The sequence below is a fragment of the Paenisporosarcina antarctica genome, from assembly GCF_004367585.1.
Taxonomy (GTDB): domain Bacteria; phylum Bacillota; class Bacilli; order Bacillales_A; family Planococcaceae; genus Paenisporosarcina; species Paenisporosarcina antarctica.
Window position 1 is genome coordinate 777173 of sequence record NZ_CP038015.1, and the last position, 23951, is coordinate 801123.

At 36.2% G+C, this 23951-nt stretch carries 21 protein-coding genes, 1 pseudogene and 1 riboswitch; of the genes and pseudogenes, 14 read left to right on the forward strand and 8 right to left on the reverse strand.

Annotated features, from left to right (window positions below; translation table 11 throughout):
* Window positions 1–44: 44 nt before the first annotated feature.
* Window positions 45–968 carry a S66 peptidase family protein gene (locus tag E2636_RS03815; protein WP_134209064.1) on the reverse strand — a complete coding sequence of 308 codons (924 nt, stop codon included), beginning with the start codon at window positions 966–968 and terminating at the stop codon, window positions 45–47.
* A gap of 153 nt (window positions 969–1121) precedes the next feature.
* Between E2636_RS03815 and E2636_RS03820 the strand changes: the two genes are divergently transcribed.
* Both E2636_RS03820 and E2636_RS03825 read left to right on the forward strand, forming a co-directional pair.
* Window positions 1122–2318, forward strand: coding sequence for a class I SAM-dependent rRNA methyltransferase (locus E2636_RS03820; protein ID WP_134209065.1), 1197 nt, complete (start codon window positions 1122–1124; stop codon window positions 2316–2318).
* Window positions 2319–2458: 140 nt separating this feature from the next.
* Window positions 2459–3721 carry an ATP-binding protein gene (locus E2636_RS03825; RefSeq protein ID WP_134209066.1) on the forward strand — a complete coding sequence of 421 codons (1263 nt, stop codon included), beginning with the start codon at window positions 2459–2461 and terminating at the stop codon, window positions 3719–3721.
* 289 nt (window positions 3722–4010) lie between these two features.
* Here E2636_RS03825 and E2636_RS03830 read toward each other — a convergent pair whose 3' ends face one another.
* On the reverse strand, window positions 4011–5153 hold the full coding sequence (locus E2636_RS03830; protein WP_134209067.1) for a CAP domain-containing protein: 1143 nt from the start codon (window positions 5151–5153) through the stop codon (window positions 4011–4013).
* A gap of 287 nt (window positions 5154–5440) precedes the next feature.
* On the opposite strand from E2636_RS03830, the gene E2636_RS03835 reads away from it, so the two are divergent.
* The 3 genes from E2636_RS03835 to cuyB all read left to right on the forward strand — a co-directional run bounded on the left by E2636_RS03835 (window position 5441) and on the right by cuyB (window position 8401).
* Window positions 5441–6055, forward strand: a complete 615-nt coding sequence (locus tag E2636_RS03835; protein WP_243840726.1) for a VanZ family protein — start codon at window positions 5441–5443, stop codon at window positions 6053–6055.
* 417 nt (window positions 6056–6472) lie between these two features.
* Window positions 6473–7696, forward strand: a complete 1224-nt coding sequence (locus E2636_RS03840; RefSeq protein ID WP_134209068.1) for a carboxylate--amine ligase — start codon at window positions 6473–6475, stop codon at window positions 7694–7696.
* A 3-nt stretch (window positions 7697–7699) separates the two neighbouring features.
* Entirely contained in the window at window positions 7700–8401 is a 702-nt protein-coding gene (gene cuyB / locus E2636_RS03845) for a cysteate racemase (protein ID WP_134209069.1), read from the forward strand.
* 450 nt (window positions 8402–8851) lie between these two features.
* On the opposite strand, the pseudogene E2636_RS19535 reads toward cuyB, so the two are convergent.
* Window positions 8852–9016 (reverse strand): annotated as a pseudogene (locus tag E2636_RS19535) (transposase); the annotation flags it as partial.
* A gap of 958 nt (window positions 9017–9974) precedes the next feature.
* On the opposite strand from E2636_RS19535, the gene E2636_RS03855 reads away from it, so the two are divergent.
* Genes E2636_RS03855 through E2636_RS03865 form a run of 3 tightly spaced genes read left to right on the forward strand, consistent with a single transcriptional unit; the run spans window position 9975 to window position 13264 of the window.
* Window positions 9975–11126 carry a DEAD/DEAH box helicase gene (locus E2636_RS03855; protein ID WP_134209070.1) on the forward strand — a complete coding sequence of 384 codons (1152 nt, stop codon included), beginning with the start codon at window positions 9975–9977 and terminating at the stop codon, window positions 11124–11126.
* The gene (locus E2636_RS03860) at window positions 11123–12352 is read left to right on the forward strand and encodes an aminopeptidase (RefSeq protein WP_134209071.1); all 1230 of its coding nucleotides are present in this window, start codon (window positions 11123–11125) and stop codon (window positions 12350–12352) included. Before E2636_RS03855 ends, E2636_RS03860 begins: the two co-directional genes overlap by 4 nt.
* Before the next feature lie 12 nt (window positions 12353–12364).
* Window positions 12365–13264, forward strand: coding sequence for an SGNH/GDSL hydrolase family protein (locus E2636_RS03865; RefSeq protein ID WP_134209072.1), 900 nt, complete (start codon window positions 12365–12367; stop codon window positions 13262–13264).
* A gap of 215 nt (window positions 13265–13479) precedes the next feature.
* Here the strand turns inward: E2636_RS03865 and E2636_RS03870 are convergent, their stop codons facing one another.
* Window positions 13480–13830 carry a magnetosome magnetite crystal formation protein family gene (locus tag E2636_RS03870; RefSeq protein WP_134209073.1) on the reverse strand — a complete coding sequence of 117 codons (351 nt, stop codon included), beginning with the start codon at window positions 13828–13830 and terminating at the stop codon, window positions 13480–13482.
* Window positions 13831–13887: 57 nt separating this feature from the next.
* Window positions 13888–14958, reverse strand: coding sequence for a M20 family metallopeptidase (locus tag E2636_RS03875; RefSeq protein WP_134209074.1), 1071 nt, complete (start codon window positions 14956–14958; stop codon window positions 13888–13890).
* Between the two features lie 133 nt (window positions 14959–15091).
* A riboswitch (TPP riboswitch) is annotated at window positions 15092–15196 on the forward strand.
* A 331-nt stretch (window positions 15197–15527) separates the two neighbouring features.
* Here E2636_RS03875 and map point away from each other — a divergent pair.
* Window positions 15528–16277, forward strand: a complete 750-nt coding sequence (gene map / locus E2636_RS03885) for a type I methionyl aminopeptidase (protein ID WP_134209075.1) — start codon at window positions 15528–15530, stop codon at window positions 16275–16277.
* Between the two features lie 16 nt (window positions 16278–16293).
* Here the strand turns inward: map and E2636_RS03890 are convergent, their stop codons facing one another.
* A complete protein-coding gene (locus E2636_RS03890) occupies window positions 16294–17025 on the reverse strand; it encodes a TspO-related membrane protein (RefSeq protein WP_134209076.1) in 732 nt (243 codons plus the stop codon).
* A 107-nt stretch (window positions 17026–17132) separates the two neighbouring features.
* On the opposite strand from E2636_RS03890, the gene E2636_RS03895 reads away from it, so the two are divergent.
* From E2636_RS03895 to E2636_RS03910, 4 genes are all read left to right on the forward strand, one after another.
* Window positions 17133–17906, forward strand: a complete 774-nt coding sequence (locus E2636_RS03895; protein ID WP_134209077.1) for a polyphosphate kinase 2 family protein — start codon at window positions 17133–17135, stop codon at window positions 17904–17906.
* Between the two features lie 52 nt (window positions 17907–17958).
* A complete protein-coding gene (locus E2636_RS03900; protein ID WP_134209078.1) occupies window positions 17959–19761 on the forward strand; it encodes a M3 family oligoendopeptidase in 1803 nt (600 codons plus the stop codon).
* A 6-nt stretch (window positions 19762–19767) separates the two neighbouring features.
* On the forward strand, window positions 19768–20313 hold the full coding sequence (locus E2636_RS03905) for a GNAT family N-acetyltransferase (RefSeq protein ID WP_134209079.1): 546 nt from the start codon (window positions 19768–19770) through the stop codon (window positions 20311–20313).
* Between the two features lie 180 nt (window positions 20314–20493).
* The gene (locus E2636_RS03910; protein ID WP_134209080.1) at window positions 20494–20916 is read left to right on the forward strand and encodes a DUF4395 domain-containing protein; all 423 of its coding nucleotides are present in this window, start codon (window positions 20494–20496) and stop codon (window positions 20914–20916) included.
* Window positions 20917–20959: 43 nt separating this feature from the next.
* Here E2636_RS03910 and E2636_RS03915 read toward each other — a convergent pair whose 3' ends face one another.
* Window positions 20960–21508 (reverse strand): beta-class carbonic anhydrase, encoded by a 549-nt coding sequence (locus E2636_RS03915; RefSeq protein WP_134209081.1) that lies wholly within the window; start codon window positions 21506–21508, stop codon window positions 20960–20962.
* A 167-nt stretch (window positions 21509–21675) separates the two neighbouring features.
* Here E2636_RS03915 and E2636_RS03920 point away from each other — a divergent pair, with 167 nt between their 5' ends.
* Entirely contained in the window at window positions 21676–22824 is a 1149-nt protein-coding gene (locus E2636_RS03920) for a nitric oxide synthase oxygenase (RefSeq protein ID WP_134209082.1), read from the forward strand.
* Here the strand turns inward: E2636_RS03920 and mreBH are convergent, their stop codons facing one another.
* Complete coding sequence (gene mreBH / locus E2636_RS03925; RefSeq protein ID WP_134209083.1) at window positions 22825–23832, reverse strand: rod-share determining protein MreBH; 1008 nt, start codon at window positions 23830–23832, stop codon at window positions 22825–22827. It lies immediately after the preceding gene.
* Window positions 23833–23951: the final 119 nt, after the last annotated feature.

Consider the following 23951-nt stretch of genomic DNA (forward strand, 5'->3'; position numbering starts at 1 on the left):
AAAACTGATTGCAGCTTTCTGCAATCGGTTTTTTAGTTCTTAATTCATGGAGTTACCACGGATTCCATAACAGTTAATGTAAGTTCAGCCGTATTCATGTTTACACTAGCTCCAATAGGAATAGCTGCCTTAAAGAGACCATGTGCTGAAGATATATTGCTGATTAAAGGTTTTCCTAATGGTACTAGAAATTCATCGATGATTTCATTGTATGTGACGCCGTAAGAAGGTTCGCAACTCGTGCATTCCCCCATTAGTATGCCAAAGCAATCGTCGAATTTCCCTGCTAATTTCAAGTGACTTAAGTAGCGATACACGGTGTTGATTGGTTCATGAGTTTCTTCAAGAAACAAGATTTTTCCTGCGGTATTTATTTCAAAAGAGGTGCCTAACGTGCCAACGAAAGAAGTAAGGTTTCCTCCAACAATAGGACCCGTTACATCTCCAGATACTTTGTTTACAAAGGGCATGCCAGGAGGGTTAGTAATTTCCCACGGTGCCGCTATAGCAGAAGTAGCAGCAAAGAATTGATTAAAGTTATAAGCAGGCGTTCGGTTATTGAAATCAAGCAATAATAAACTTTGAAATGTTATTAAATCTGAATATTCATACAACGCATTTAGTAACACAGTTATATCACTGTAACCTGAAATAATTTTCGGGTTTTGAGCAATCACAGAGAAATTGAGGAATGGAAGGATACTGGCGACTCCAGTTCCTCCTCTAGTTGGTAAGATACAGTTGACTTCTTTATTTTCAAACATAGCCATCAAATCAGATGCCCTCTCTAGAGGGGTACCTGCTAGGAATCCATTAGAGTTATATACTTGGTCTCCGATAACAACACTAAATCCCATATTTTCTAATGTAGCAATGCCTTCATTAATCGTGGTAGCATTTATAGGACTACCTAATGTAACGATTCCAATAGTGTCACCTGATTGAAGTTGCTTAGGTTTTATCGGCATTTTATTATTCTCCTTCCTAGAACATAAATATTTCTACATTGTATGGTTAAAGAAATGAATAAAGCACATAAATTCACTGGGATTTAGAAAGCATAAATGATATTCAGTAGAAACAGATGTAGAATAGAGAAAAACAATTGATTGGGTGATTTCGTGGGAAAAAATATACAGCTTAAAGTGAAGTCTTCTTTTGTTAAAAATATTAAAGTAGGCTATCCACTCATAACAGAAGATGCAATTCTCAACATGAAAGACGTAAAAGAAGAAGGTACAATCATTGAGCTAGTTGATGATAATCAACGCTTTCTAGGAAAAGGTTATTATGGCAAACAAAACAAAGGTCGAGGATGGGTGTTAAGTCAAAATCAACATGAACTATTCGATGTGACGTTTTTTGAAAAGAAATTGAAACTAGCAATTGAACATCGCACTTCTTTGTTTAATAACCCAAAAACCACAGCATTCCGTGTGTTTAACGGAGAGGGCGATGGAGTTGGTGGATGTACGATAGATTTTTATGCGGGTTACTATGTTATTAGTTGGTATAGTGAAGGTGTGTATAAGTTTAAGAACGACATTATTCAAGCATTAACAAAATTAGTCGATGTGAAAGGTTTATATGAAAAGAAACGCTTTGCATCACAAGGAACTTACATGGAAGATGATGATTTTGTTTCAGGAGAGAAGGCACCTGAGCCTTTACTTGTTAAAGAAAATGACATTAATTTTGCCGTGTATTTAAATGATGGTGCTATGGTCGGAATCTTTTTAGACCAACGGGACGTTCGTAAAACGATTCATGATTCTTATTCAAAAGGAAAGAGTGTGTTAAATACATTTTCTTATACAGGGGCATTTTCGGTTGCCGCAGTACTAGGTGGAGCAACAAGAACAACGAGTGTGGATTTAGCTAACCGCAGTAAAAGTAAAACGATTGAGCAGTTCAGTGTAAATGGCATTGATTTTGAGGCGCAAGATATCATGGTGGAAGATGTTTTTCATTACTTCAAATATGCAGTACGTAAACAATTAAAATTTGATTTGGTCATTTTAGACCCTCCAAGTTTTGCACGTTCTAAAAAGCATACATTTAGTGCTGGAAAAGATTATCCCGACTTACTAATGCAAGCTATTTCGATTACTGAGAAAAAAGGAGTCATTGTCGCGTCATCTAACTGCAGTACGTTTGGAATGACTAAATTTAAAGGGTTTATTGAAAAGGCATTTAAACAAACAGGCAGTACATATAAAATTCGAGAAGAATTTTCTTTACCTGAAGACTATAAAACAATAGATGAATTTAAAGAAGGAAATTATTTGAAAGTAGTGTTCATTGAGAAACTTACTTAATTTCACTTTTTAAATTCTCACAAAATCAAGTCGTGTCAACATGATAATGTTGGCATTTTTTTCTGAAAACTCAAAAATGTTTGTGTATTGAATAGTTTTAAGTTAATATTTTCCTAAAAGAACTAGAAGAGGTATTGCTCTTGGAACTAACAAAGCATTTTTTATTTAATTTGTCTTTAATGATCGTATTGCTTTTCTTTTGTGTTATGTGGGCTGAGAAATCAGGAAATGGGCGTTTGAACAAGGGCACAGCTTTATCATATTTTATTCTATCTTCAATACTTTGTTTTATGTTTTCATACCAATTAAATGAAGAATTAATATTAGATTTGCGAATTGTTCCATTTATGGTAGGAGGTCTTTATCTTGGACTAAGTCCGGTTTTAGGATTATTTATCATAATTACTAGAGGATTTCACGGAATCGATATTGGATTCTTTTCTTCGTTAATATTTTATGGTTTATTTAGCTTTTTAATATGGTGTATCTATCCATGGTTTTTAAAACTATCTTCAAAATACAGAATACTTTTTTCAGTAGGTATAACTATTCTGGTAAGTTTGATCATATTAGTTACTCTCGAAATTCTAAATCTACATAATAATAAGCTGGATGTCTGGGTAGCCTACCTTTTTATCCCGCCACTTGGGGTTGCAATGATTTCTTATATCATGGAGGTTATTGAAAAAAATATTCTTTTAAGACAACGCTTGTTAAAGATAGAAAAATTACAAGCAGTGGAGCAAATGGGAGCGGCAATATCTCATGAGATTCGTAATCCATTAACATCTGCAATGGGTTTTGTTCAACTTCTTGAAGATGATTCAATTGAAAGTAAAGATAGAACCCAATACCTCGCCATTCTAAAAGGAGAATTAGAATCTGCCGAAAGAGTCATACAAGATTATTTGACCTTTTCAAAACCACAAATAGAATTAGTGGAAGAAATCGATGTGCATGTTGAGCTTCATCATGTGTTGAACTTACTTCAACCTATAGCTAATTTAAATTCTGTAGAAGTTTCGACCAAGTTTTCTTCTTGTGGATTGATTAAAGGGGACCGTCAGAAATTTCACCAATGTTTTATCAATGTTATGAAAAATTCAATTGAATCAATGCCAAATGGTGGCGTTTTATCCATTGAGACAGTTTTCACTAAAAATAATGTGTCAATACAAGTTAAGGATACAGGCCTAGGTATGACTGAGGAAGAGGTTGTAAGATTAGGGGAACCCTACTATTCGACGAAAGGTTCAAAAGGAACAGGTCTTGGTATAATGGTTGTTTTCAGTATAGTAAAAGCAATGAAAGGAACAATTAAGGTGCAAAGTAAATTCGGAGTTGGAACGACTTTTCATATTTCCTTTCTTTCGTCTGTTACTGAATTACAGGAAAGTCCGTGAAGCATTAAGGGTTAAAGTAACAACTTAATCAGTTAAATAATTCAACAGACAAAGTGCGATGTTCTCGTGATTAGTATTCAATTGACTATGTCCATGGAGATTGCAACACATCATAGGATTGGCTATACGAAAGACGCCGTTGAAGTGATAAAGTCACTTCAACGGCGTCTTTCGTTCTGGAGGTTATGGTTTAGTGGGTTAGCATCCAAAGGGACCCGGAAACCTTTGTCGATACTGTATGCGGGTACTTTCTTACAAGGAGCGGCATCATTGGCAGGCTACTCATGAATTACGGTGTGTAAAAGTTCTCTGTAAAATAAGGTTGATTTTCATCGTTAAAAGCCACACCCACGCCAAGTAATTTAAAGTCACGTTTTAATAAATTCTTGCGATGGCCAATAGAGTTCATTAATCCCTCATGTGCAAAAATACTGCTGGACTGACCATATGCTAAGTTTTCACCAGCTACTGAATAATTAATGTCGTCCATAGTCATACGATCAAAAGGAGATTGCCCAGCTAAATTGGTGTGATTAAAGTAATTTTGACTCGCCATATCTAGACTATGTTTGTAAGCTGTCCCTCGAACCGTTGATTCCCATTTCACGGGAGGAACTTTGTGATGAACACGGGCGGCATTTGTTAAATCAAATAATTGAAACTCAAACCCATCTCGCAATGCATCACTAGTTTCACCGTATAAAGAATTTTTTTTGTTTTCCAAACTGTCCGATATGATTTGTATAGCTGTGACGGTATTGTTTTCATGAACGTCATAAAAGACGGTCACATAAATATTTTCAATTAAGAATGTTTCCATTTCTCCATGATCATTTAAAATATAATTAATGTTATCTTTCTGAATATGTTTGAGCGGTTGGCCTAACGTTTCTTGAACAACTGTCTTAGGACTATTTAATTTAATTCCGTAAGAAGAGGCAATTAAATCGTTATTAGTGAATAAACCATTCACTCGCGAAGAGTCATCAAAAGATACCATTAAAAAGTTTTGGTAATTGGTATGAAAGGTGTGCCACTTAGACCCATATTCATTTAATGTCGTACGCTTTGCTTTACCTAGTTCATTATTTACTGCCTCCAATTTGTCCCCAACTTGAATGTTATGAACTGAAAATAAACCATCAGTTGGCGTCGCTAATGTTGGTTTTTCTAATTGGGTAACAGGATCATAAGTAGATTTATTAACTTCGTTTGTTAGCTTTGCGGGTAATGTAGTTACTGTATTGGAAAGATCATTTATCGTATTTTCAATAAAGGGTTGATTTTTAAAAAATTCATATCCTTTAATTACTTGTGCATCAATCGTATCTAAAAAGGATACGTCCACATAGTCACTTGCCGGCTTTTCCCAGAGTGGGCTTGTTAAATAGGCGACAAAAAGTAATGTGAGGATGGTGCTTAGGAAACGCATAATTATTTCCACTCCTTTCAGCTTCTAATATGCGGCGCATTGCGTTGTCAACTTCAGCGTACATTAGAATGCACCGGTCTTCACTCATTTGTTTTTTAGCACTACTTGCCATCTTGAAAGCTCAATTTATCGGCTTCCAAGCTTATTATATAATATATAGTATAGATACCCCTAAAATTTGCTCTTATCTAGTCATAGAATATCCATTTCTTGTGATATGAATACGAGAAGAATAAGGAACTAATATTAATTAAATTTGATGATAATATAAAAGAGATTAAAATTATGTGGACTACAGAAAAGATAAAGGGTGGATTATGGATTCGATAATTCGGTATATACAAGATATGGGTTTCTATATGGTATTAATTTTACCAGGCATTATTGCGGTACGTATTTTTCAAATTAAGCGATTAAAAATGCAAACGAACATTTTACGTGAGTTCGGCATTACACTGTTTTTTATGTTCCTTGTTGGCTTGCTGTCTCAGACTATATTACCTGCTGTAAGTAGCCAGGGAGGGGAAGTGAAATTTATTAACGGGAATCATCAAGCAATTAATCTAGAGCCTTTTCGGGTATTAACCGAGACTTATAATGCAATCAAATACTTGGACTTATGGCAACCTTTTTTAATTAATTTCGTTGGAAATATTGTGATGTTCTTCCCTATAGGTTTTTTTCTTCCATTATTATGGGGAAAGTTTGGTCGAGCTTGGCGAGCAATCGGTACTGCATTTCTTATATCAGTAGCTATTGAAATACTGCAACTTCCTCAAATGCGCAGTAGTGATGTAGATGACTTATGGCTAAATACTTTAGGGGCTTGCATCGGTTATATAGTGTATAAAAGTCTTCCAAATATGGTCAAGAAAAGTTTTAACATAAGACAAATTGGGTAACCATCGTGTGTGTCTAGAGTTAAATGAGTTTATCATCATGAACCCACTAGATGAAACGAAAATGGATGGAAAATCAAATCATGACACTTATTGTCGATTTAGTCTAATAAGACGTTTTCAAAATTAAAGGAAAGCAGTTATATCAACTTTTAATAGATAAATTAATAGCAAATATTTAAACAGTTAGAAGGACACGCTTAAACTATTGCTCGAAAAATGATATAATTTCTCATTGAAGCACTAATATGTATATGCTATTTGTTTGACGGGTGTTATTTATTCATTCGTTAGTAACTAGAACTTAGATCCTCATGCTATAGCTTCCATTTAAATAGAAAAGTGAATGCTCGGTTACAGCTATAATTCACGTTAATATAAATACACAATATGTTTTGGAAAAGAGAGTTGATATATACCATGACAACAAATCATTCGTTTTTACCTATATTACTTGGTTCAGATATGAACGCATACGGAATGGCACGTGCTTTTCATGAAGCTTATGGATTAAAACCACTCGTTTTAGGCCGTATGAATTTATCCGCAACACAAGATAGCAAAATTTTAGATTTTCAAGTTATTCCTAATTTAAATGAACAAGATGTGTTCGTTCCAGCTCTTTTAAAAGTTGCAAGTGAACATGTGGATAAAAAACTATTGCTCCTAGCCTGTGGAGACGATTATGCTAAATTAATTATCCAAAATAAAGAACAATTACAGTTACATTTTGCGGTACCATACATTGATGAAAAATTAATGGATCGTATCGTGTTAAAAGAAAATTTCTATAATATTTGTGAGCAGTACGGATTTGCCTATCCAAAGACATCACTTTGTACCTTTAAAACAAAGGACTCATTTACCATCGACTTTATGTATCCAATCATCATTAAAGCATCTAACTCTGTCGAGTATTGGAATTGTTCATTCCCAGGAAAGAAAAAAGTTTTCTTGGCACATGATGAAACAGAAAAGAATGCCATCATTGAAGCGATATACAAATCAACTTACAAAGATAATTTAACGATTCAAGAATTTATTCCGGGAGACGATTCTTACATGCGTGTTTTAAATGCGTATGTAGGGAAAGATGGAAAAGTCAAACTCATGTCTTTGGGTAACCCGATTTTAGAAGAGCATTCACCTGAAGGCATCGGAAGTTATGCAGCTATCATTAATACGTTTGATGAAGCATTACTTGAACGAGTGCGTGTTTTCTTAGAAGATATCGGCTACATTGGCTTCGCAAACTTTGATATGAAGCTTGATTTACGAGATGGTGAATACAAGTTATTTGAGATTAACTTGCGAAATGGTCGAAGTAGTTACTATGTTACTGCAAGTGGTCACAACCTGATGAAGTATGTGGCAGATGATCATATGCTTAATATTCCACAAACGTTGACGTATGCGAAAGACAAGCATCTCTGGATGATTATTCCAAAAGGAGTATTATTTAAGTACGCACAAAACGATCAACTTAAACAGGAAGCAAAAGAGTTAATTGCTGCAGGAAAATTCACGAATCATTTATTTTACAAAAAAGACTTCAATCCAAAGCGATGGGCAAAGTTAACGTTGAATAATTTAAATTACTATCGTAAGTATAAAAAATACTTTAACAATAAAGGTTTGTCTTAATTAATGAAAAAAAAAGTGTTAGGCATCATCGGAGGGGTCGGCCCGCTTGCAACGATGTTACTAGGTGAAATGATTGTCAAACGTACAAAAGCAAAATCAGATCAACAACATGTCAATATGGTAATTACCAATAACACCAGCATCCCAGATCGTACGACATATATACTGGACCGATCAAAAGCTAACCCTGTGCCAGTCATGATTTCAGATGCTACTAAATTAATATCCATTGGAGCAGAAGTGTTAGCTGTTCCATGTAATACCGCTCACTCATTTTATCAAGATATTCAAAAGGGAGCGGGAATTCAAATGGTTCATATGATTGATGAAACAGCAAAACGAGCTGCTCAAATAGGTGCTAAAAAAGTCGGTATTCTTGCAACAACTGGAACATTGACTACTTCTGTTTATCAACTAGCATGCCAACGTGCAGGTGTTCAACCCGTTGTCCCAGATGAAGAAACGCAGAAATTGGTTATGTCTATTATTTATGATGATGTGAAAGCTTCGCAGCCTGTCGATTTTTTGAAATGGCAACAAATTATTAGTAAAATGGACGACCTTTCTTGTGATTATATGATTTTAGGGTGTACGGAATTATCGATTGTAAAAAAAGAATTAAATCTTGGTGATACATACATCGATTCTTTAATGGTATTAGCTGAAAGTTCTATTCTTGCATGTGGCTATGAATTGAATGATTAACTAAATTGGTTCTTTGTCAAATGGCGTTGGTGAAGAATTTCAGTCGGCTATAATTGATTATTTTTCGCGGGACTGTCCAGAAAGTCAGTAAGACTGCTTTTTTTGGGCAGTCTTTTTTTATGTAGTTTTTCAAGTATCCGTTGCTTTCCGTTCCAGCGCACTTTCATGTTTCGAAGCTAGCGTAGCGATGCAGAAACAGATGGACGCTTTCCGCGGGCACGGCTTCAGCCTACTCGTCGCGAAAAACACGATCCTGTGGGGTCTTCAGCTCGCGCTTTTTCGCTGGAAAGATATTGGACGAACTGTCATTCGGCCAATATCTTTGCGACGAGTAACCGCAGGAGCACATGTTTTCTCGCCATCTTACACTCCAATCAAATAGAATTGCACGTTAAAATTGGATAAGAATATATAAATTGCCTGATCCAGTGACAATGCTTAAAAGTAGGATTATGCTGCTTTTGAGCGTAATTGTTTTTGTTCACTTTGTTTATCAGCTGGTTTTAATTTAAAGTGTGAAATAATACGGTTTTTGTAATTTTGGAAATTTCTATATCCATAAGCGACACGATTCAATACGTTGATTTTATTGTTAATCCCTTCAATTCTTCCGTTATTGTAAGGCTAAATAAAGCTGTTTTCTATGAACTTAAGATGTTTTCTTAACGTTTTTAAGCTTGTTCTCATATAACTTGAAATTAAAGGGCGAAACAGATCTAGTTAAACTAGTCTCCAATGCCTTGAAATCCTTATCAGACATAACTTTTAGAAGTTCTTGATAGAACATTTCTTCTACAATACTTGTCGCTAAGCGTTGGCCGAATAATAGGTAGTATTTACCTTCTTTTATTAAGTTTTCTTCAAAAGTAATGTTGGGTCTTGAATATCGAGTAAAGATTTAATACTAATACTAGTAGAATGTAACAAGTGAGTTTCCTCCTGGATGATGGTTTTGGTCGGCTTTTATTCTACAAGGAATCTCACTTGTTTTCTATATCTCTTTGAACTTATGTTTCCTTTATTCTCTTAGCGGACTTCCGTGCAGAGCGGCGACTCCGGTGGGATTAGCGTGACAGGTGAGACCCCACAGGAAACGAATTGTACACTATTCGTTTGCGACGAGTAACCGCAGGAGCATTGATTGTTTTGGAGACGAGGAGGCTCACCGCAGGCCCCACGGAACGCGTCCGCTCGGAACGGAAATCAGCGTGTATCAGTCTTATTTTTAGTTGCATAGATATTTATAAAAAAAGGACATTAGTGAAATTCCATCCCTTTCTCCTGTTTTATCGAGAAGGGGATGTTATTTCACCAACGTCATATATTGTACAACCACTAAACTTTGTCCCTCTAATAGGACAGAGTTTAGTGTTGAAATATAGCAAGTAAAATTCGAACAATATTATAGAATCTTTTCCATTTTACTGATGTTCTCGGGTTATGTAGGGAATTAGTTGAGGTTGCAACATGGTGTCCAACATGAGTTGTAAAAACCTACAGGCCCAATTGGAAAAGGCTTAAAATAGCATTTTATGGTACACTAAAAACATGTAAATATAAAGGTGGAATAACCATGTCATTTATCGAAAACTTAAAACCCGAACTTCAAAATAAATGGAAATTTGAATATGAAATGCCTGTACAGACTCAATTAATCCCAAGCATGCTTGAAGGGAAAGATGTGGTGGCACAATCGCCAACGGGTTCAGGTAAAACATTAGCGTACGTCTTGCCACTATTAAATCAAGTCGATGGTTCATTACACAAAACGCAAGCGCTCATCGTTACTCCTTCACAAGAACTGTCGATGCAAATTGTTGAAGTTTTACGTGAGTGGACAGCTGATACCGATATTACAGTTGCTCAATTAATTGGAGGAGCTAATATGGCTCGACAATTAGAGAAACTAAAGAAAAAACCAACTATTGTCGTTGGAACACCGGGCCGTTTAAATGAATTTATTAAAAATAAAAAACTTAAACTGCATGACATCATGCATATTGTTTTAGATGAAGGCGATCAGTTGTTAGCTAGAGAACATCGCGGTATTATCAAAGCGCTTATTGATGGCTCTAATCACGAACGCCAAATAGTAGTTCTATCGGCAACGATTACCGAAGAAATTGAGTTAGCAGCAAATCGAATGATGAAAGATCCATTACGTATTCATGTGACACATGAAGAATTACCGGCGCAAGGTAAAGTGGTACATTCATTTGTCAAAGTAGAAGAACGTGACAAAACAGATCTACTGCGACGTTTAGCTTATGTGGAGGGATTACGCGGTTTAGCTTTTGTTAACAATTTAGATCAATTGTTAATGAAAGAATCGAAGCTGAAATTCCGTGAAGCAAAAATCGTAACTTTACACTCAGATATGAAAAAAGAAGAACGTAAGCAAGCATTGGCTTCTTTCCGCAAGGGGGAAGTAAGTATATTAATTGCTACTGACATTGCCGCTCGTGGTTTAGACATAGAAGGTTTGACTCATGTTATACATGTTGATGTACCGCACTTGATCGAACCATATTTGCATCGTTCAGGCCGAACAGGTCGTGCAGGTGCTGATGGAGAAGTATTATCATTATTAACATATACAGATGAAAAGAATTATAAAAAATGGACAAAAGAGTTGCCATCTAAACCGGTACAAAAAGTATGGGATCAAGGTAAATTAATTGAAGGGTCATCTAAAACCCTGCTACAAAGGGGGAAAAAGAAATGACTTTTGATGAAAAATTAGCAGAATATGCTAATTTGGCTGTGCGTGTAGGAATTAACGTCCAACCTGGTCAATACGTGTTAATAAACACGACGACGGAAACACTTGATTTTACGCGTCTAGTTGTTAAAAAAGCTTACGAAGCAGGAGCCAAACGCGTCCATGTAAATTTCTCGGATGGACCAACCAATCGTGCTTTTTATGAGTTTGCTGCTGAATCTGAAATGCATGAGTTTCCAGCATGGATGGTAGCGCAGCGAGATGAATTGATCGATCAACAAGGAGCATTATTATGGATTGATGCGGAAGATCCTGACTTATTAGCAGGAGTTCCTGTTAAACGTATTTCTGATCAACATAAAGTAGCAGGTCGTGCGTTAGAAAAATACCGTGCTGCTGTTATGTCTGATAAAATCGCTTGGTCAATTGTTGCGATACCTTCCCAAAAGTGGGCAGCAAAAGTATTTCCGGAGTTGCCAAAAGAAGAGCAATTAAACACGTTATGGGAAGTTATTTTTAAAACAGTCCGAATTGGTGATGGAACTGCTGTTGAACAGTGGAAGACTCATATTAGTGAATTAGAAAAGCGTGCAACTGCATTAAACGACAAACGTTATAAAAAAATCATATATAAAGCGCCTGGTACAGAATTAACAATTGAATTACCAACGAGACACCTATGGATGACTGGTGCTAGTAAAACGCCTAACAAGACTGCATTTATTGCGAATATGCCTACTGAAGAAGTCTATACAGCTCCTTTAAAATTAGGTGTTAACGGATATGTTCGCAATACAAAACCACTTGTTTACCAAGGTAATATTATTGATGGATTCACGTTTACGTTTGAAAATGGCAAAATTGTTAAGGCACAAGCGGAGGTAGGAAATGACTTGCTTCAAGGCTTGATTCAAAATGACAATGGGTCAGCTTATCTTGGTGAATTGGCTTTGGTTCCGCATAAATCACCCATTTCGTCTTCTGGTATTTTATTTTACAACACATTGTTTGATGAAAATGCATCGAACCATTTAGCGATTGGTGAAGCCTATCCAACGTGTGTTGAAGGTGCTAGTAATTTAGAAGAAGGACAATTTCAGGCTTTAGGATTAAATACATCGATCACTCATGAAGATTTCATGATTGGTAGTGCGGAAATGGATATTGATGGTGAACGTGAAGATGGTAAAATAGAACCTATTTTCCGTCAAGGGAACTGGGCATTTTAAGAAGGTGACTTTATGATAAAAGGACGATTAACTGCCATATTGGTAATCTGTAGTGTGTTTCTAGTACCGTTTCAAACAAGTGCTCAAGTATTTGGTCCTGTTTCCTATTTGGCTCTTGGCGATTCTATTGCTGCTGGTCAAACACCCATGAGTGAAATTGATACAGGTTATAGTGATTTAATTGCCCAAGAAATTGCGAGGAATCAACCACTTGCTTTTTATTCGAAAGATTTATCATTTCCGGGATTTACGACTGCCGATGTGCTGGAACGTGTGCAATCTAAAGAGGCGGAACAACTGATTAAAAATGCAAATGTCATTACAATTTCTGCTGGAGCCAACGATCTTTTGAGACTTATTCAAGCGAATGATAAGTCTGGATCATTATCCTTTCAACAGATTCCCGTGGATTTTTCATTAAATACCGTCCGGAAAAACATGTTAACGATGTTAACCGACTTGAAAAAAATAGCACCGAAAGCAGAAATTTATGTAATGGGTTATTATTTTGCGTATCCACATGCACGTGAATCGCAAAAGTTCGGTACGGCTAAACAATTAGATCGTCTTAATGATATTTTAGCAAAAGTGTCGAAAAAAGCAGGTGTGAATTTTGTGTCAGTTGACGCTGCTTTCGGTAATAATGCAATAGATAAAGTTCCAAATGCAGCAGATGTCCACCCAAATGCAGTGGGATACCGAGCAATGGCGAACAGTTTTTTCAATGTCTATTCTAAAGGCTCAATGCAGGTAATGAAAAATGAGGTGCCTCCTGCAAATCCTCGTAGCTTTGAACAGATTATGCAAGATCAAAAGGATGCTAATGAAGCAAGAGATGAATCTGCAGTATTGCCATCTTCGTTTTTAGAAGAAGAATATTTAGCACTATCTGAAATGAGACCATTTATTTAAAAAAGTTGGAACTCGAGTTAACGAGTTCCAACTTTTTATTTGCGTGTATATGTGATTTTAGTACCTTTTCTAGAATCAATAACTTTTTTAACGATTGGGATAATGATAGGTGCAAACTTTATTGTTGTTTTAATTAATTTACCAATTTTCATGTATATCACTCCTGTCGCTATTGTTATAGTATTGTTATTTCCCACAAGAAGTCAATAGTAAACCTACTGAAGCACTTTAATTCCTTGAATAATATTCCAAATCAATACAGCGATTGAAAGAACGCCATAAACTATCAAAAACAATAATGGTATGCTAGCGGCAAAGAAATCAACTGATGTACCTGGTTGAATTGAAAAGTCGGAAGGACTATACATCGTAAGAGACAAAACCATTAATATAATAAAACCGACAATTCCAAGTGCAACTGGGATTGCATGTGAAAGTAGTGAACGTTTTGCATGATGCTTCACTTCTGCATCAGGTGTAATAAAGTATATGATAATTGGTAATAAAAATGGGGTAAATAGAATACTGAAGTAACACAAAGCGGATAAAACACGTCGATTATCCAATTTTATTCCTCCTTAAAACTCTATTAGCTATTTATACGAAACATCATGCAAATGGTTTCAAGTCAACGCATGTTTCGTTAAAATATCTGCATATTGTTCTACTGATGAAATTAATACGTATTCATTGGGACCATGCCAATCATCACCACTTGGACCAAATTCAATAGCTATAGCTCCTGTGTTAACATAAAAACGTGTATCTGCAGCTCCATGCTGACCAAATAGAACAGCTTCTTTTTGTGTGACTTTAGCTGTTAATTCAGATAGTGACTTAATGTAATTATTATCTTCTGATGTAATAATAGCAGACATTTTATCATAAACTTTGACAATATTTTTTGAATTAATTGAAAGTGCTAAATTGGTAATTTGTTGTAAAATTTCTTCCCATCTTTGTCCAGGAATAAAGCGAATATCATATCCAACTTCACAATGGTCAGGTACAACATTATAGCGATCACCTGCTTGAATTTTAGCCAAGTTAATGGAAGGATATTCAAAATAACAATTACTTGCTTTTGTAAAAGGTAAGTTCATAAGTTTTTCATAAAATATGTATGAAGCTTCAATTGCATTTGTTCCTTCCCAAGGACGTGAACCATGTGCGGCTTTTCCTAGAAATGTGATATGTATTTGCAAAACACCTTTTGATTGAACACTTAATTTTAATTGGGTTGGCTCCCCGCAAATGACAAAGTCGCCAGAATGGCCTGTCTCAACGAGATGACCAGATGTTTTGTGACCACCTGTTTCTTCATCGGTTACAATATGCAAAACAACGTGTTGTTGTAATTGCTTTGGAATAGAAGAAATATGTCGGAAAGCTTCCATCATTGCAGCAACTCCAGCCTTCATATCTGCAGAACCACGGCCATATAGTCTGTCACCCTCAATAATTGGATTAAACTGTTCAATTTTCGCTGGGACTACGTCTACATGTCCATTCCATACGATAGTTGTAGGACCTTGACCTACCTCTGCGTGAATCATTAAGCGTCCTTCATTTTCGAGGACTTGATGTGGGATCGCATGACTTGTAAGCCACGACGAACAATACCGTAGTGCGTCATTTGCACCAATCTCTGTATCACTCTTGATTGCTACTAAATTTTTCAATAAATTGATCATGTACCATTCACAGCCTTTTGAATTTTATATACCTAGTATAACGGTAAATAGTTGAAAGTCACAGGACTGCCAATAAGCCTCTTGTATCTCTTTCTAACCTTCTGTAGAATGAACTCGTATTATAGTTTAATGTATGTACCACAAGGGGAGCCTGTAATGGCTGAGAGTGAACGAGAAAAGTTCTAACCCTTAGAACCTGTGAGTTAATGCTTGCGCAGGGATGTGGATAGAAACCGACTCCAATGACGTCAGGCTCCGTCCCTGAGGTTGTTTTTTTTATGGTTTTTTTCACCTTGACTCGCGATTTGTAGCACATCGCAAAAGAGAAGAAAGATGAGAAATCAAAAAGTATTATTATTAGTAGAGATTGCAATCTTTGATGCGTTAGGATTTATATTGGACTTTGTGGACATTGAAGCCCTTGACTTCACATCAAAGTTAAATAAATGGTTATTATGCAAGACATCTTTATTTTATCTGAATGTTCATAATTATTTTAGCTGATGGGAAAGCGCGTTTTGTTGTGGTATAGTATGGCTAGATATTTTAGAAAGAAGGATTTATCGATTATGATTGCAAAAACAACTGAAGACTTTGAGTCGTTAAAAGCCATAGGCCGAATTGTTGCAGATATTCGCGACGCGATGCGTGCAATAACAAAACCCGGTGTCACAACGAAAGAAATTGATGATCTTGGTGGACGAATGTTTAAAGAAAAAGGGGCGATTTCAGGTCCTAAAGGGGAATATGATTTCCCAGGTTTCACATGTATTAGTGTTAATGAAGAAGTTGCACACGGTATTCCGGGTTCACGTGTTATAAAAGATGGTGACCTTGTAAATATTGATGTCTCTGGTTCGTTAAATGGCTATTTTGCAGATACAGGCATTTCATTTGTTATTGGGAAAGGTTACGACAATAAAGAAAAGTTATGCGAAGTGGCTGAAAGTGCATTTGACCGTGCAATGTTAAAAGTGAAAGCTGGCGCTCGTTTAAATCAAATAGGAAAAGCTGTCGAACGCGAAGCAAAGCAGAATGGTTTTACTGTCATTATGAATTTAACTGGTCATGGTATTGGGAAATCCCTTCATGAAGCCCCACAACATATTTTAAACTACTTTGACGCATGGGAACCAACCATTTTGAAAGAAGGAATGGTTTTAGCGGTTGAGCCTTTTATTTCAGAAAAAGCTGAACATATTGTGGAGTCTGGTGATGGCTGGACATTTCTTACTCCAGACAAATCACTTGTAGCTCAAATCGAGCATACCGTGATTGTCACGAAAGATAAACCAATTCTTATAACGAAGATAAGCTAAAGCGAAAGACCAACTGCTACGAACGCGCAGTTGGTCTTTTTTTAATGAATAGGATGCCAGAAAGCATGACTGCACTTAAGAAGAAGGCAGCTGTTGAGACTAGTAATTCTTCTAAACCATTTCGAACAGCTATCCCAATAAAAGCCCAAATAAAGACCAGGACGTATGCAATATCAAAATGATGGTAACGAATATGTAATGCAAGTGCTGTACCGATAGTCATCATAATTACAGCCCATAATGGGTTACTTAAACCCCAGCCACTCCATTGATAAAAGGTTAAAACATAACTAATATTGGCAATTGTGGCGACACTGATCCACCCTAAATAAATAGAAATAGGTAGTCGACTCGCGACCAGATTATCTGTAGCCTTATAAGTGCCGTATAAAATAATAAGAGTGACAAGTAATGCAATCATTACTACAACTGTTAATAAAAAAGATTCATAATGCCACAAGTAAATCCATGCCATATTCAAAATAGAACTAATGATAAACAGAGTTGAGCGTTTTGCATAGGCAGCGTCATTTTGTGTACGCTTTTTCCACATGCCTACTACCCAAAAGATTAACATTAGATAAATGACAGACCAAATCGAAAATACGTATCCTGCTGGAGTAAATAAAACCGGAAGACGATTGGATATCTCACCTGTAGTTTGATTATTTAAAGGCAAGATATTAGCTAAAGCATTAACAGTAATTACACCGATTAGTGAGATTACCATAAGTGCGAAACGAACCATAGCATTCACCTCCTATACTGTAGTATAACGTCATGTAACGATAACATCAATTTCCAATTTACCGAAAATTTCTGTAAAATAAGAGACAGAAGAATGGGGGGAGTTGTATGAACATTCGTTTAAATGAATTACTTATGGACCAACAATATGAGAATAAGAAAAAATACAACAAAGAATTAAAACAGCTCCAATTCGACATGTTAAACGTTCAGCAACATTTATTCAACGAAAAAGTGGGTCTTGTGCTCGTTTTTGAAGGGATGGATGCAGCTGGAAAAGGGGGGGCGATTAAAAGATTATCGGAAAGGTTGGATCCCCGAGGACTTAGAGTTCACCCGATAGCTGCTCCTCAACCACATGAATTAAGATTCCATTACCTTCAACGTTTTTGGAGGAAGCTTCCGCAACACGGACAAATTAGTATCTTTGATCGTTCTTGGTATGGACGAGTATTAGTAGAACGTATCGAAGGATTTGCAACAAAGCCACAATGGAAACGAGCTTATAAAGAAATAACTGATTTTGAAAAAATGCTGACGGATGAATCATACATCGTGGTAAAATGCTGGTTGCATATAACACAAGACGAACAGTTAAAACGTTTTGAAGAACGACGTATTGATCCAAATAAACAGTGGAAACTAACGGATGAAGATTGGCGTAATCGTGAAAAATGGACAAGTTATATAGAAGCGGCTGAGGAAATGTTTGAAAAAACAAACATTAATTATGCTCCGTGGATTGTTGTGGAAGCAAATGATAAAAAATATGCACGAATAGTTGTTTTAAAAAGAATTCTAGAACATATTATGCAAGTATGTGTGGAAAAAGGCATACCTGTTAACTCACATCATGATGTTTCGCAAGGCGAAGATGCATGATATAATTACGGAGTATTTTCAGAAAAATTAGAAATAACTGGAGGGTAACATATTGACTACCAAAACATACTCTGAAGTTTGGAATTTAGACGTATTTTTTAAAGGGGGAAGTTCATCACCTGAGCTTCGAGAGCACTTAAATACTTTATCTGTAAAATTAGATACATTTCAACAAAGGTTATCAACATTTGAAGTGCCACAAGGTGAAACAGACTCTAATAAAATTTTCTCTATTATTGAGGAAACGAAAGAGATAGCTGAAAATTTATCGCAAGCTGGAGCAGTAATTGGTTGCTATTTAGCACAAGATACGTTGGATAAACAAGCCAATTTATTACAAGGGGAAATGGGCTCTTTAGGTGCTCGTTTTTCTTCATCCATGTTAGTAGTTCAGCAACAATTATCAAAAACAGAAGATAGCGTTTGGGTTTCCTTAATGGAAAATAATCAATTAATAAAATTTGCTTTTGTTTTAAATGAATGGAGAGATGAAGCAAAAGAATTGCTGACAGAGAAAGAAGAAGACATGATCACCGCTCTTAGTGTAGATGGCTATCACGGCTGGAGCCAACTATATGATGTATTAGTAGGTGACGTGAGAGTTCGTGTCACGGTTGATGGCGAAGAAAAAGAGTTTTCTGTAGGTCAAGCAAGTAATTTAAGTTCACATTCTGATGCATCGGTCAGAAAAGAGTCATTTGACGCACTTGAACATTCCTGGACAGAAAAAGAAGAGTTCTTTGCAAAAACATTAAATCATATGGCAGGGTTCCGATTAGCTGTCTACAAAAAACGTGGGTGGGATTCGGTTTTAAGAGAACCATTACATATGAATAGAATGAAGCAGGAAACTTTAGACGCAATGTGGGGAGCAATTAGTGCGCACAAAACACCTTTTGTAAATTATTTGAAACGCAAATCAGAGTTAGTTGGAGCAGATGCCATGAATTGGTGCGATTTAGACGCACCAGTTACGAAATCAACTCAAAAAGTATCGTATCAAGAAGGTGCAGAATTTATTTTAAAACAGTTTGGTAAGTTTGGACCAGAGCTTGAGAAATTCTCACGTAAAGCATTTGAAGATGAGTGGATTGAAGCTGAAGACCGTCCGAATAAACGTCCTGGCGGGTTTTGTACAGGTATGCCGTTGTCACAGCAATCTCGTATTTTCATGACTTATAGTGGAACGATGTCAAATGTCGCAACATTAGCACATGAACTGGGTCATGCCTTCCATTCACATGCACTTCGACCGGTACACTGGATGAATCGTCAATATGCAATGGGTGTAGCTGAAACTGCTTCTACATTTGCTGAAATGATTGTAGCGGATGCTGCAGTTAAAGAAGCGAAAACAGATGAAGAAAAATTAGCACTGTTGGAAGATAAAATTCAACGCAGTGTAGCGTTCTTTATGAACATTCATGCTCGATTTTTGTTTGAAACCCGTTTTTACGAGGAACGTAAAAAGGGAATTGTCTCTGCAACTCGATTAAATAAGTTAATGGAAGAGGCGCAACGTGAAGCTTATGGAGATGGACTTGGTGAGGTTCACCCTCATTTCTGGGCTTCTAAACTGCACTTCTATATCTCTCGTGTGCCATTTTATAATTTCCCGTACACATTCGGTTACTTATTCAGTTTGAGCATTTATGCAAAAGCAATTGAAGAAGGTAGTAACTTTGAAGAAAAGTATATCTCTTTACTTCAAGACACGGCGATTATGTCAGTAGAAGATTTAGCGATGAAACATTTAGGCGAAGACATCACTCAACATGCTTTCTGGGAAAAAGGTATTGCACTATGTACTAAAGATGTGGAAGAGTTTTTGGCATTAACTTCATCTAAAGGGTGACTTTAAATGATACTATTACAAGGGAAAAAATATTTTTTACAAACATTACGTGAAGAAGATGCTGCTGTTTTAGCAAATCTTGTTATAAAAAATCGATTTTACTGGTCGATTTTTGAACCAAGACATCAAGACGCATATTTTACAGCAGCTGTTCAACGCGAAAAGATTTTAGAATCACTGCATCATATGAAAAGTAAGCGGGAGTTTAATTTTGGTATATATGAGTACAAAACACGAGAACTGATTGGTCATATTTCAATGTACAACATAAAACGAGTTCCTTTTTCAAGTGCCTTTATCGGGTATTCTATTGATGAAATGAATGTTGGTAAAGGGATTGCAACTGAAGCGGTTCAATTGCTTGTGGATTATGGAATGGAAGTTATAGGATTACATCGAATTGAAGCATATGTATCTCCACGTAATGGTGGGTCAATTCGTGTGTTGGAAAAAGTGAAATTTCAAAGAGAAGGATTACTTCGACAGCTATTATTTATTAATGGTAAGTGGGAAGATCATTTTATCTATGCTGTACTAGAAGATGAATATTGAAAAGGTAAGGCCGCTTGGCGGAAATGGCGTAAATTGATGAATGGCTGGTTTCTCATTTGAGAATCCAGCTTTTTTGTCGATTTCCCGGGAAATATTGTTACGTATAGGCGGATATATTTACAATCTGTAGAAACAAACATATAATATACTTTAAAACCAATAAGAATAGTGGGTATTAAATTGAAAACAATCCCGAAGCCTCTTGTATTAGCAAATCAGTGGACCATTGTATTGTCAGTAGTCATTGCATTAATCACTCAAACAGCATGGATACTGCTTGTTCCGCTTGTATCATGTATTTTAAGTTTATTTACTGGGTTCCATCCCATTTTAGCAATTGTTAAACGTTTTTTAACTAAACCAGTAAATCTATATGTACAGGAAGACTATATTCAGCTTAAATTTAATCAATGGTTGGCTGTAGGATTTCTATTAATTGCATGCATAGGTTTTTTAATGAACTGGACCCTATTGTTTAATGTGGCCACAATAATGGTTGGTATAGCTGCTCTCTTAGCTATATTAGGGTTTTGCATTGGTTGTGTCATGCGTTTTCAGTATCAACAATGGATTTATAGAAGAAAAAAATCATCAGCCTTATAAAAAATGAAACGAGCCCAGTTACTCGGCTCGTTTCATTTTTTTATTATTCTACAACTTCTAATCTACCTGTTGCAGGATCGATGACTAATCCGTGAACAGCAACTTCTTTCACCATTAATGGATGATTTCGTACCATATCAACACTATGCCTTACACTTTCATGCACATCTTCAAATCCGCGTAACCAATCGGTTAATTTAACTCCTGAATAGTTCAACATATTAATGGTATCGTGTGAAATGCCTCTATTAATCATTTTTTGAAGCATTTCTTGCGGTTGGATAGCACCCATCCCACAATCATAATGACCGATTATGTATATTTCTTCAGCATTTAATTCGTACACAGCTACGAGCAAACTCCGCATAATTCCACCAAAAGGATGATTAATAACTGCACCAGCACTTTTTACAATTTTTACATCCCCATTTTTAAAATTCATAGCCTTTGGTAAAAGTTCAAATAGACGTGCATCCATACACGTTAATATAACTATTTTTTTGTCAGGAAACTTCGTGGTAATAAATTTTTCATATTGTTTTTCAGAAACAAATTTTTGATTAAATGAAAGAATCTCGTTTAATAAAGACATGTCATTTCCCCCTAGTATATCTTTTTCTTATTGTAGATGATTTTCGTGTAGATTATCCACTTTTACGTCACACATATTAAAAATAACTAAATATGAGCCACTTTAACATTGAGAGTAAAGAAAATATTACTTAAACTAAATGTATGAAGAAAAAAAGGATGACAAATATGAATAAATTATTAGTTAATCAAGCGTTTGAGTTTCTTTCGCAATATGGAAATGAAAAAGGTCATTCTGAAGATACGATGATGAATCGTCAACTTACTGTTAAGGAAGAAATAGAGTCGACCGGAACTTACATCCACACGTTCGATGAAATATCATATGGAGCTAAACTCGCATGGCGCAATAGTACAAAGTGTATTGGTCGATTGTTTTGGGAAACGCTTGATGTTTTTGATGCGAGAGATGTTGAGTCAAAAGAAGAAGTAGCACAGCATATCCATCATCATATTCAACATGCAACAAATGAAGGGAAAATTAGATCTACCATTACAATTTTCCCACCCCTGAAATTTAATGAGCAACAAAAAGTACAAATATGGAGCCATCAATTAATTCGATATGCAGGATATTTAGAAGAATCAGGTGAAATTCTTGGAGATCCCGCTTCCTTAGAATTAACGAAAGTAGCACAAAAATTAGGTTGGCAAGGAGATAGAACACCATACGATTTTTTGCCTGTCATTTACCAATGGAACGAAGGACCACCTAGTATTATTCCTATTTTAAAAGAAGAGGTTCTTGAAATTAAGATCGATCATCCAATTAATAAAAATTGGGGTCCGCTTAATTTAAAATGGTATGCAGTCCCAATTATTGCAGATCGCGTTCTTGAAATTGGGGGATTACGTTATCCTGCTCCTTTTAATGGTTGGTATATGGAAACTGAAATTGCAGCGCGAAATTTTGTGGATTCATATCGCTACAATCGATTGAGAGACGTTGCTAAGCAATTGGAACTTGATACGTCAAGTACTACAACATTTTGGAGAGACAGAGCCCTTGTTGAATTACAGCATGCTGTGTATGCATCGTTTAAACAAGCAGGTGTACAAATAGTTGATCATTATACCGCTGCACAACAATTTCAAACATTTCGTGAAAAGGAAGATAAATTACAAAGAGAAGTAAAAGGCGATTGGACCTGGCTTGTCCCACCAGTATCTCCTTCGTTGACACCTATTTTCCATCAAGGCATTGTAAATGAAGAGTTGTCGCCCAATTTTATTAAACAGAAACGCCCACTTTTACTCAAAAAAATAAGCGAGATGACAGAATCATCTCGCTCGTCGGGTTGTCCGTTTCATGTGTGATTAGCGGGCAATTTTTTGTATTTTATCTATCATTACTAGTGAGCGACCTGTACCAATTGCTACAGACTCAAGAGGTTGAGGAGCTATGTGAACAGGGACAGATATCTCATTAGATAACCATTCTTGCATGCCTTTTAATAAAGCACCGCCACCAGTTAACACAACACCTTGGTCAACAATGTCTCCTGATAGTTCTGGAGGACAGCTTTCAAGCGTTGCGCGGATCGCTTCTAAAATCGATAACAACGATTCTTTTAAAGTTTCTTGTACTTCAACAGAATTAATCGTTATTGTTTTTGGAAGACCTGTTAATACGTCTCGACCTCTAACTTCCATTGTTTCCACTGTATGTGGAATTAAAGCGTACCCCACCTCAATTTTAATTCTTTCAGCGGTACGTTCACCGATTAATACATTAAAGTTTTTGCGAACAAAATGAATAATGTCTTCATCCATTCGATCCCCAGCAACTTTTACAGTGTTTGAAGAGACAACGCCACCAAATGAAATGATTCCCACTTCAGTTGTTCCGCCACCAATATCTACGATTACACTAGCAATTGGCTCACTGACAGGCAGGTCTGCACCAATTGCAGCAGCTACTGTTTCTTCTATCAAGTGAACTTCTTTAGCCCCACTATTTTTTACAGCATCATGGATGGCACGACGTTCTACTGATGTGGCGCCTGAAGGTGTACATACCATAACGTTCGGTTTACGAACAGAACTTCCTAATTTTTTGCCTATTTTCTTCATTACCATGCGCAACATATCTGTTGTCACATCAAAATCAGCAATCACCCCATCTTTTAAAGGACGAATGACGGTAATAGAACCTGGTGTTTTACCAATCATGCTTTTAGCTTCATCACCAAATGCAATAATTTGTCTTGTTTTTGTATCCACCGCTACGACAGATGGTTCATTTAAAATTATGCCTTTATTTTTTGTATATACAAGGATGTTAGCAGTTCCTAAATCAATCCCTAAATCAATACTTGAAAACATACAGATTCCTCCTCTAAGCAGTTTGCTATATAAGTATAGAGGAGTTTAGTGCTTATGCCATGTGGTACTTAATGGGAGATATCAATTATTGCAGTGTGTTATGTGATATAAGATAGAGA

Coding starts and splice junctions, on each gene's coding strand:
- E2636_RS03815 (WP_134209064.1), bottom strand. CDS start 968: ATGCCGATAAAACCTAAGCAACTTCAATCAGGTGACACTATTGGAATC.
- E2636_RS03830 (WP_134209067.1), bottom strand. CDS start 5,153: ATGCGTTTCCTAAGCACCATCCTCACATTACTTTTTGTCGCCTATTTA.
- E2636_RS03840 (WP_134209068.1), top strand. CDS start 6,473: ATGACAACAAATCATTCGTTTTTACCTATATTACTTGGTTCAGATATG.
- cuyB (WP_134209069.1), top strand. CDS start 7,700: ATGAAAAAAAAAGTGTTAGGCATCATCGGAGGGGTCGGCCCGCTTGCA.
- E2636_RS03855 (WP_134209070.1), top strand. CDS start 9,975: ATGTCATTTATCGAAAACTTAAAACCCGAACTTCAAAATAAATGGAAA.
- E2636_RS03860 (WP_134209071.1), top strand. CDS start 11,123: ATGACTTTTGATGAAAAATTAGCAGAATATGCTAATTTGGCTGTGCGT.
- E2636_RS03865 (WP_134209072.1), top strand. CDS start 12,365: ATGATAAAAGGACGATTAACTGCCATATTGGTAATCTGTAGTGTGTTT.
- E2636_RS03875 (WP_134209074.1), bottom strand. CDS start 14,958: ATGATCAATTTATTGAAAAATTTAGTAGCAATCAAGAGTGATACAGAG.
- map (WP_134209075.1), top strand. CDS start 15,528: ATGATTGCAAAAACAACTGAAGACTTTGAGTCGTTAAAAGCCATAGGC.
- E2636_RS03890 (WP_134209076.1), bottom strand. CDS start 17,025: ATGGTTCGTTTCGCACTTATGGTAATCTCACTAATCGGTGTAATTACT.
- E2636_RS03895 (WP_134209077.1), top strand. CDS start 17,133: ATGAACATTCGTTTAAATGAATTACTTATGGACCAACAATATGAGAAT.
- E2636_RS03905 (WP_134209079.1), top strand. CDS start 19,768: ATGATACTATTACAAGGGAAAAAATATTTTTTACAAACATTACGTGAA.
- E2636_RS03915 (WP_134209081.1), bottom strand. CDS start 21,508: ATGTCTTTATTAAACGAGATTCTTTCATTTAATCAAAAATTTGTTTCT.
- E2636_RS03920 (WP_134209082.1), top strand. CDS start 21,676: ATGAATAAATTATTAGTTAATCAAGCGTTTGAGTTTCTTTCGCAATAT.
- mreBH (WP_134209083.1), bottom strand. CDS start 23,832: ATGTTTTCAAGTATTGATTTAGGGATTGATTTAGGAACTGCTAACATC.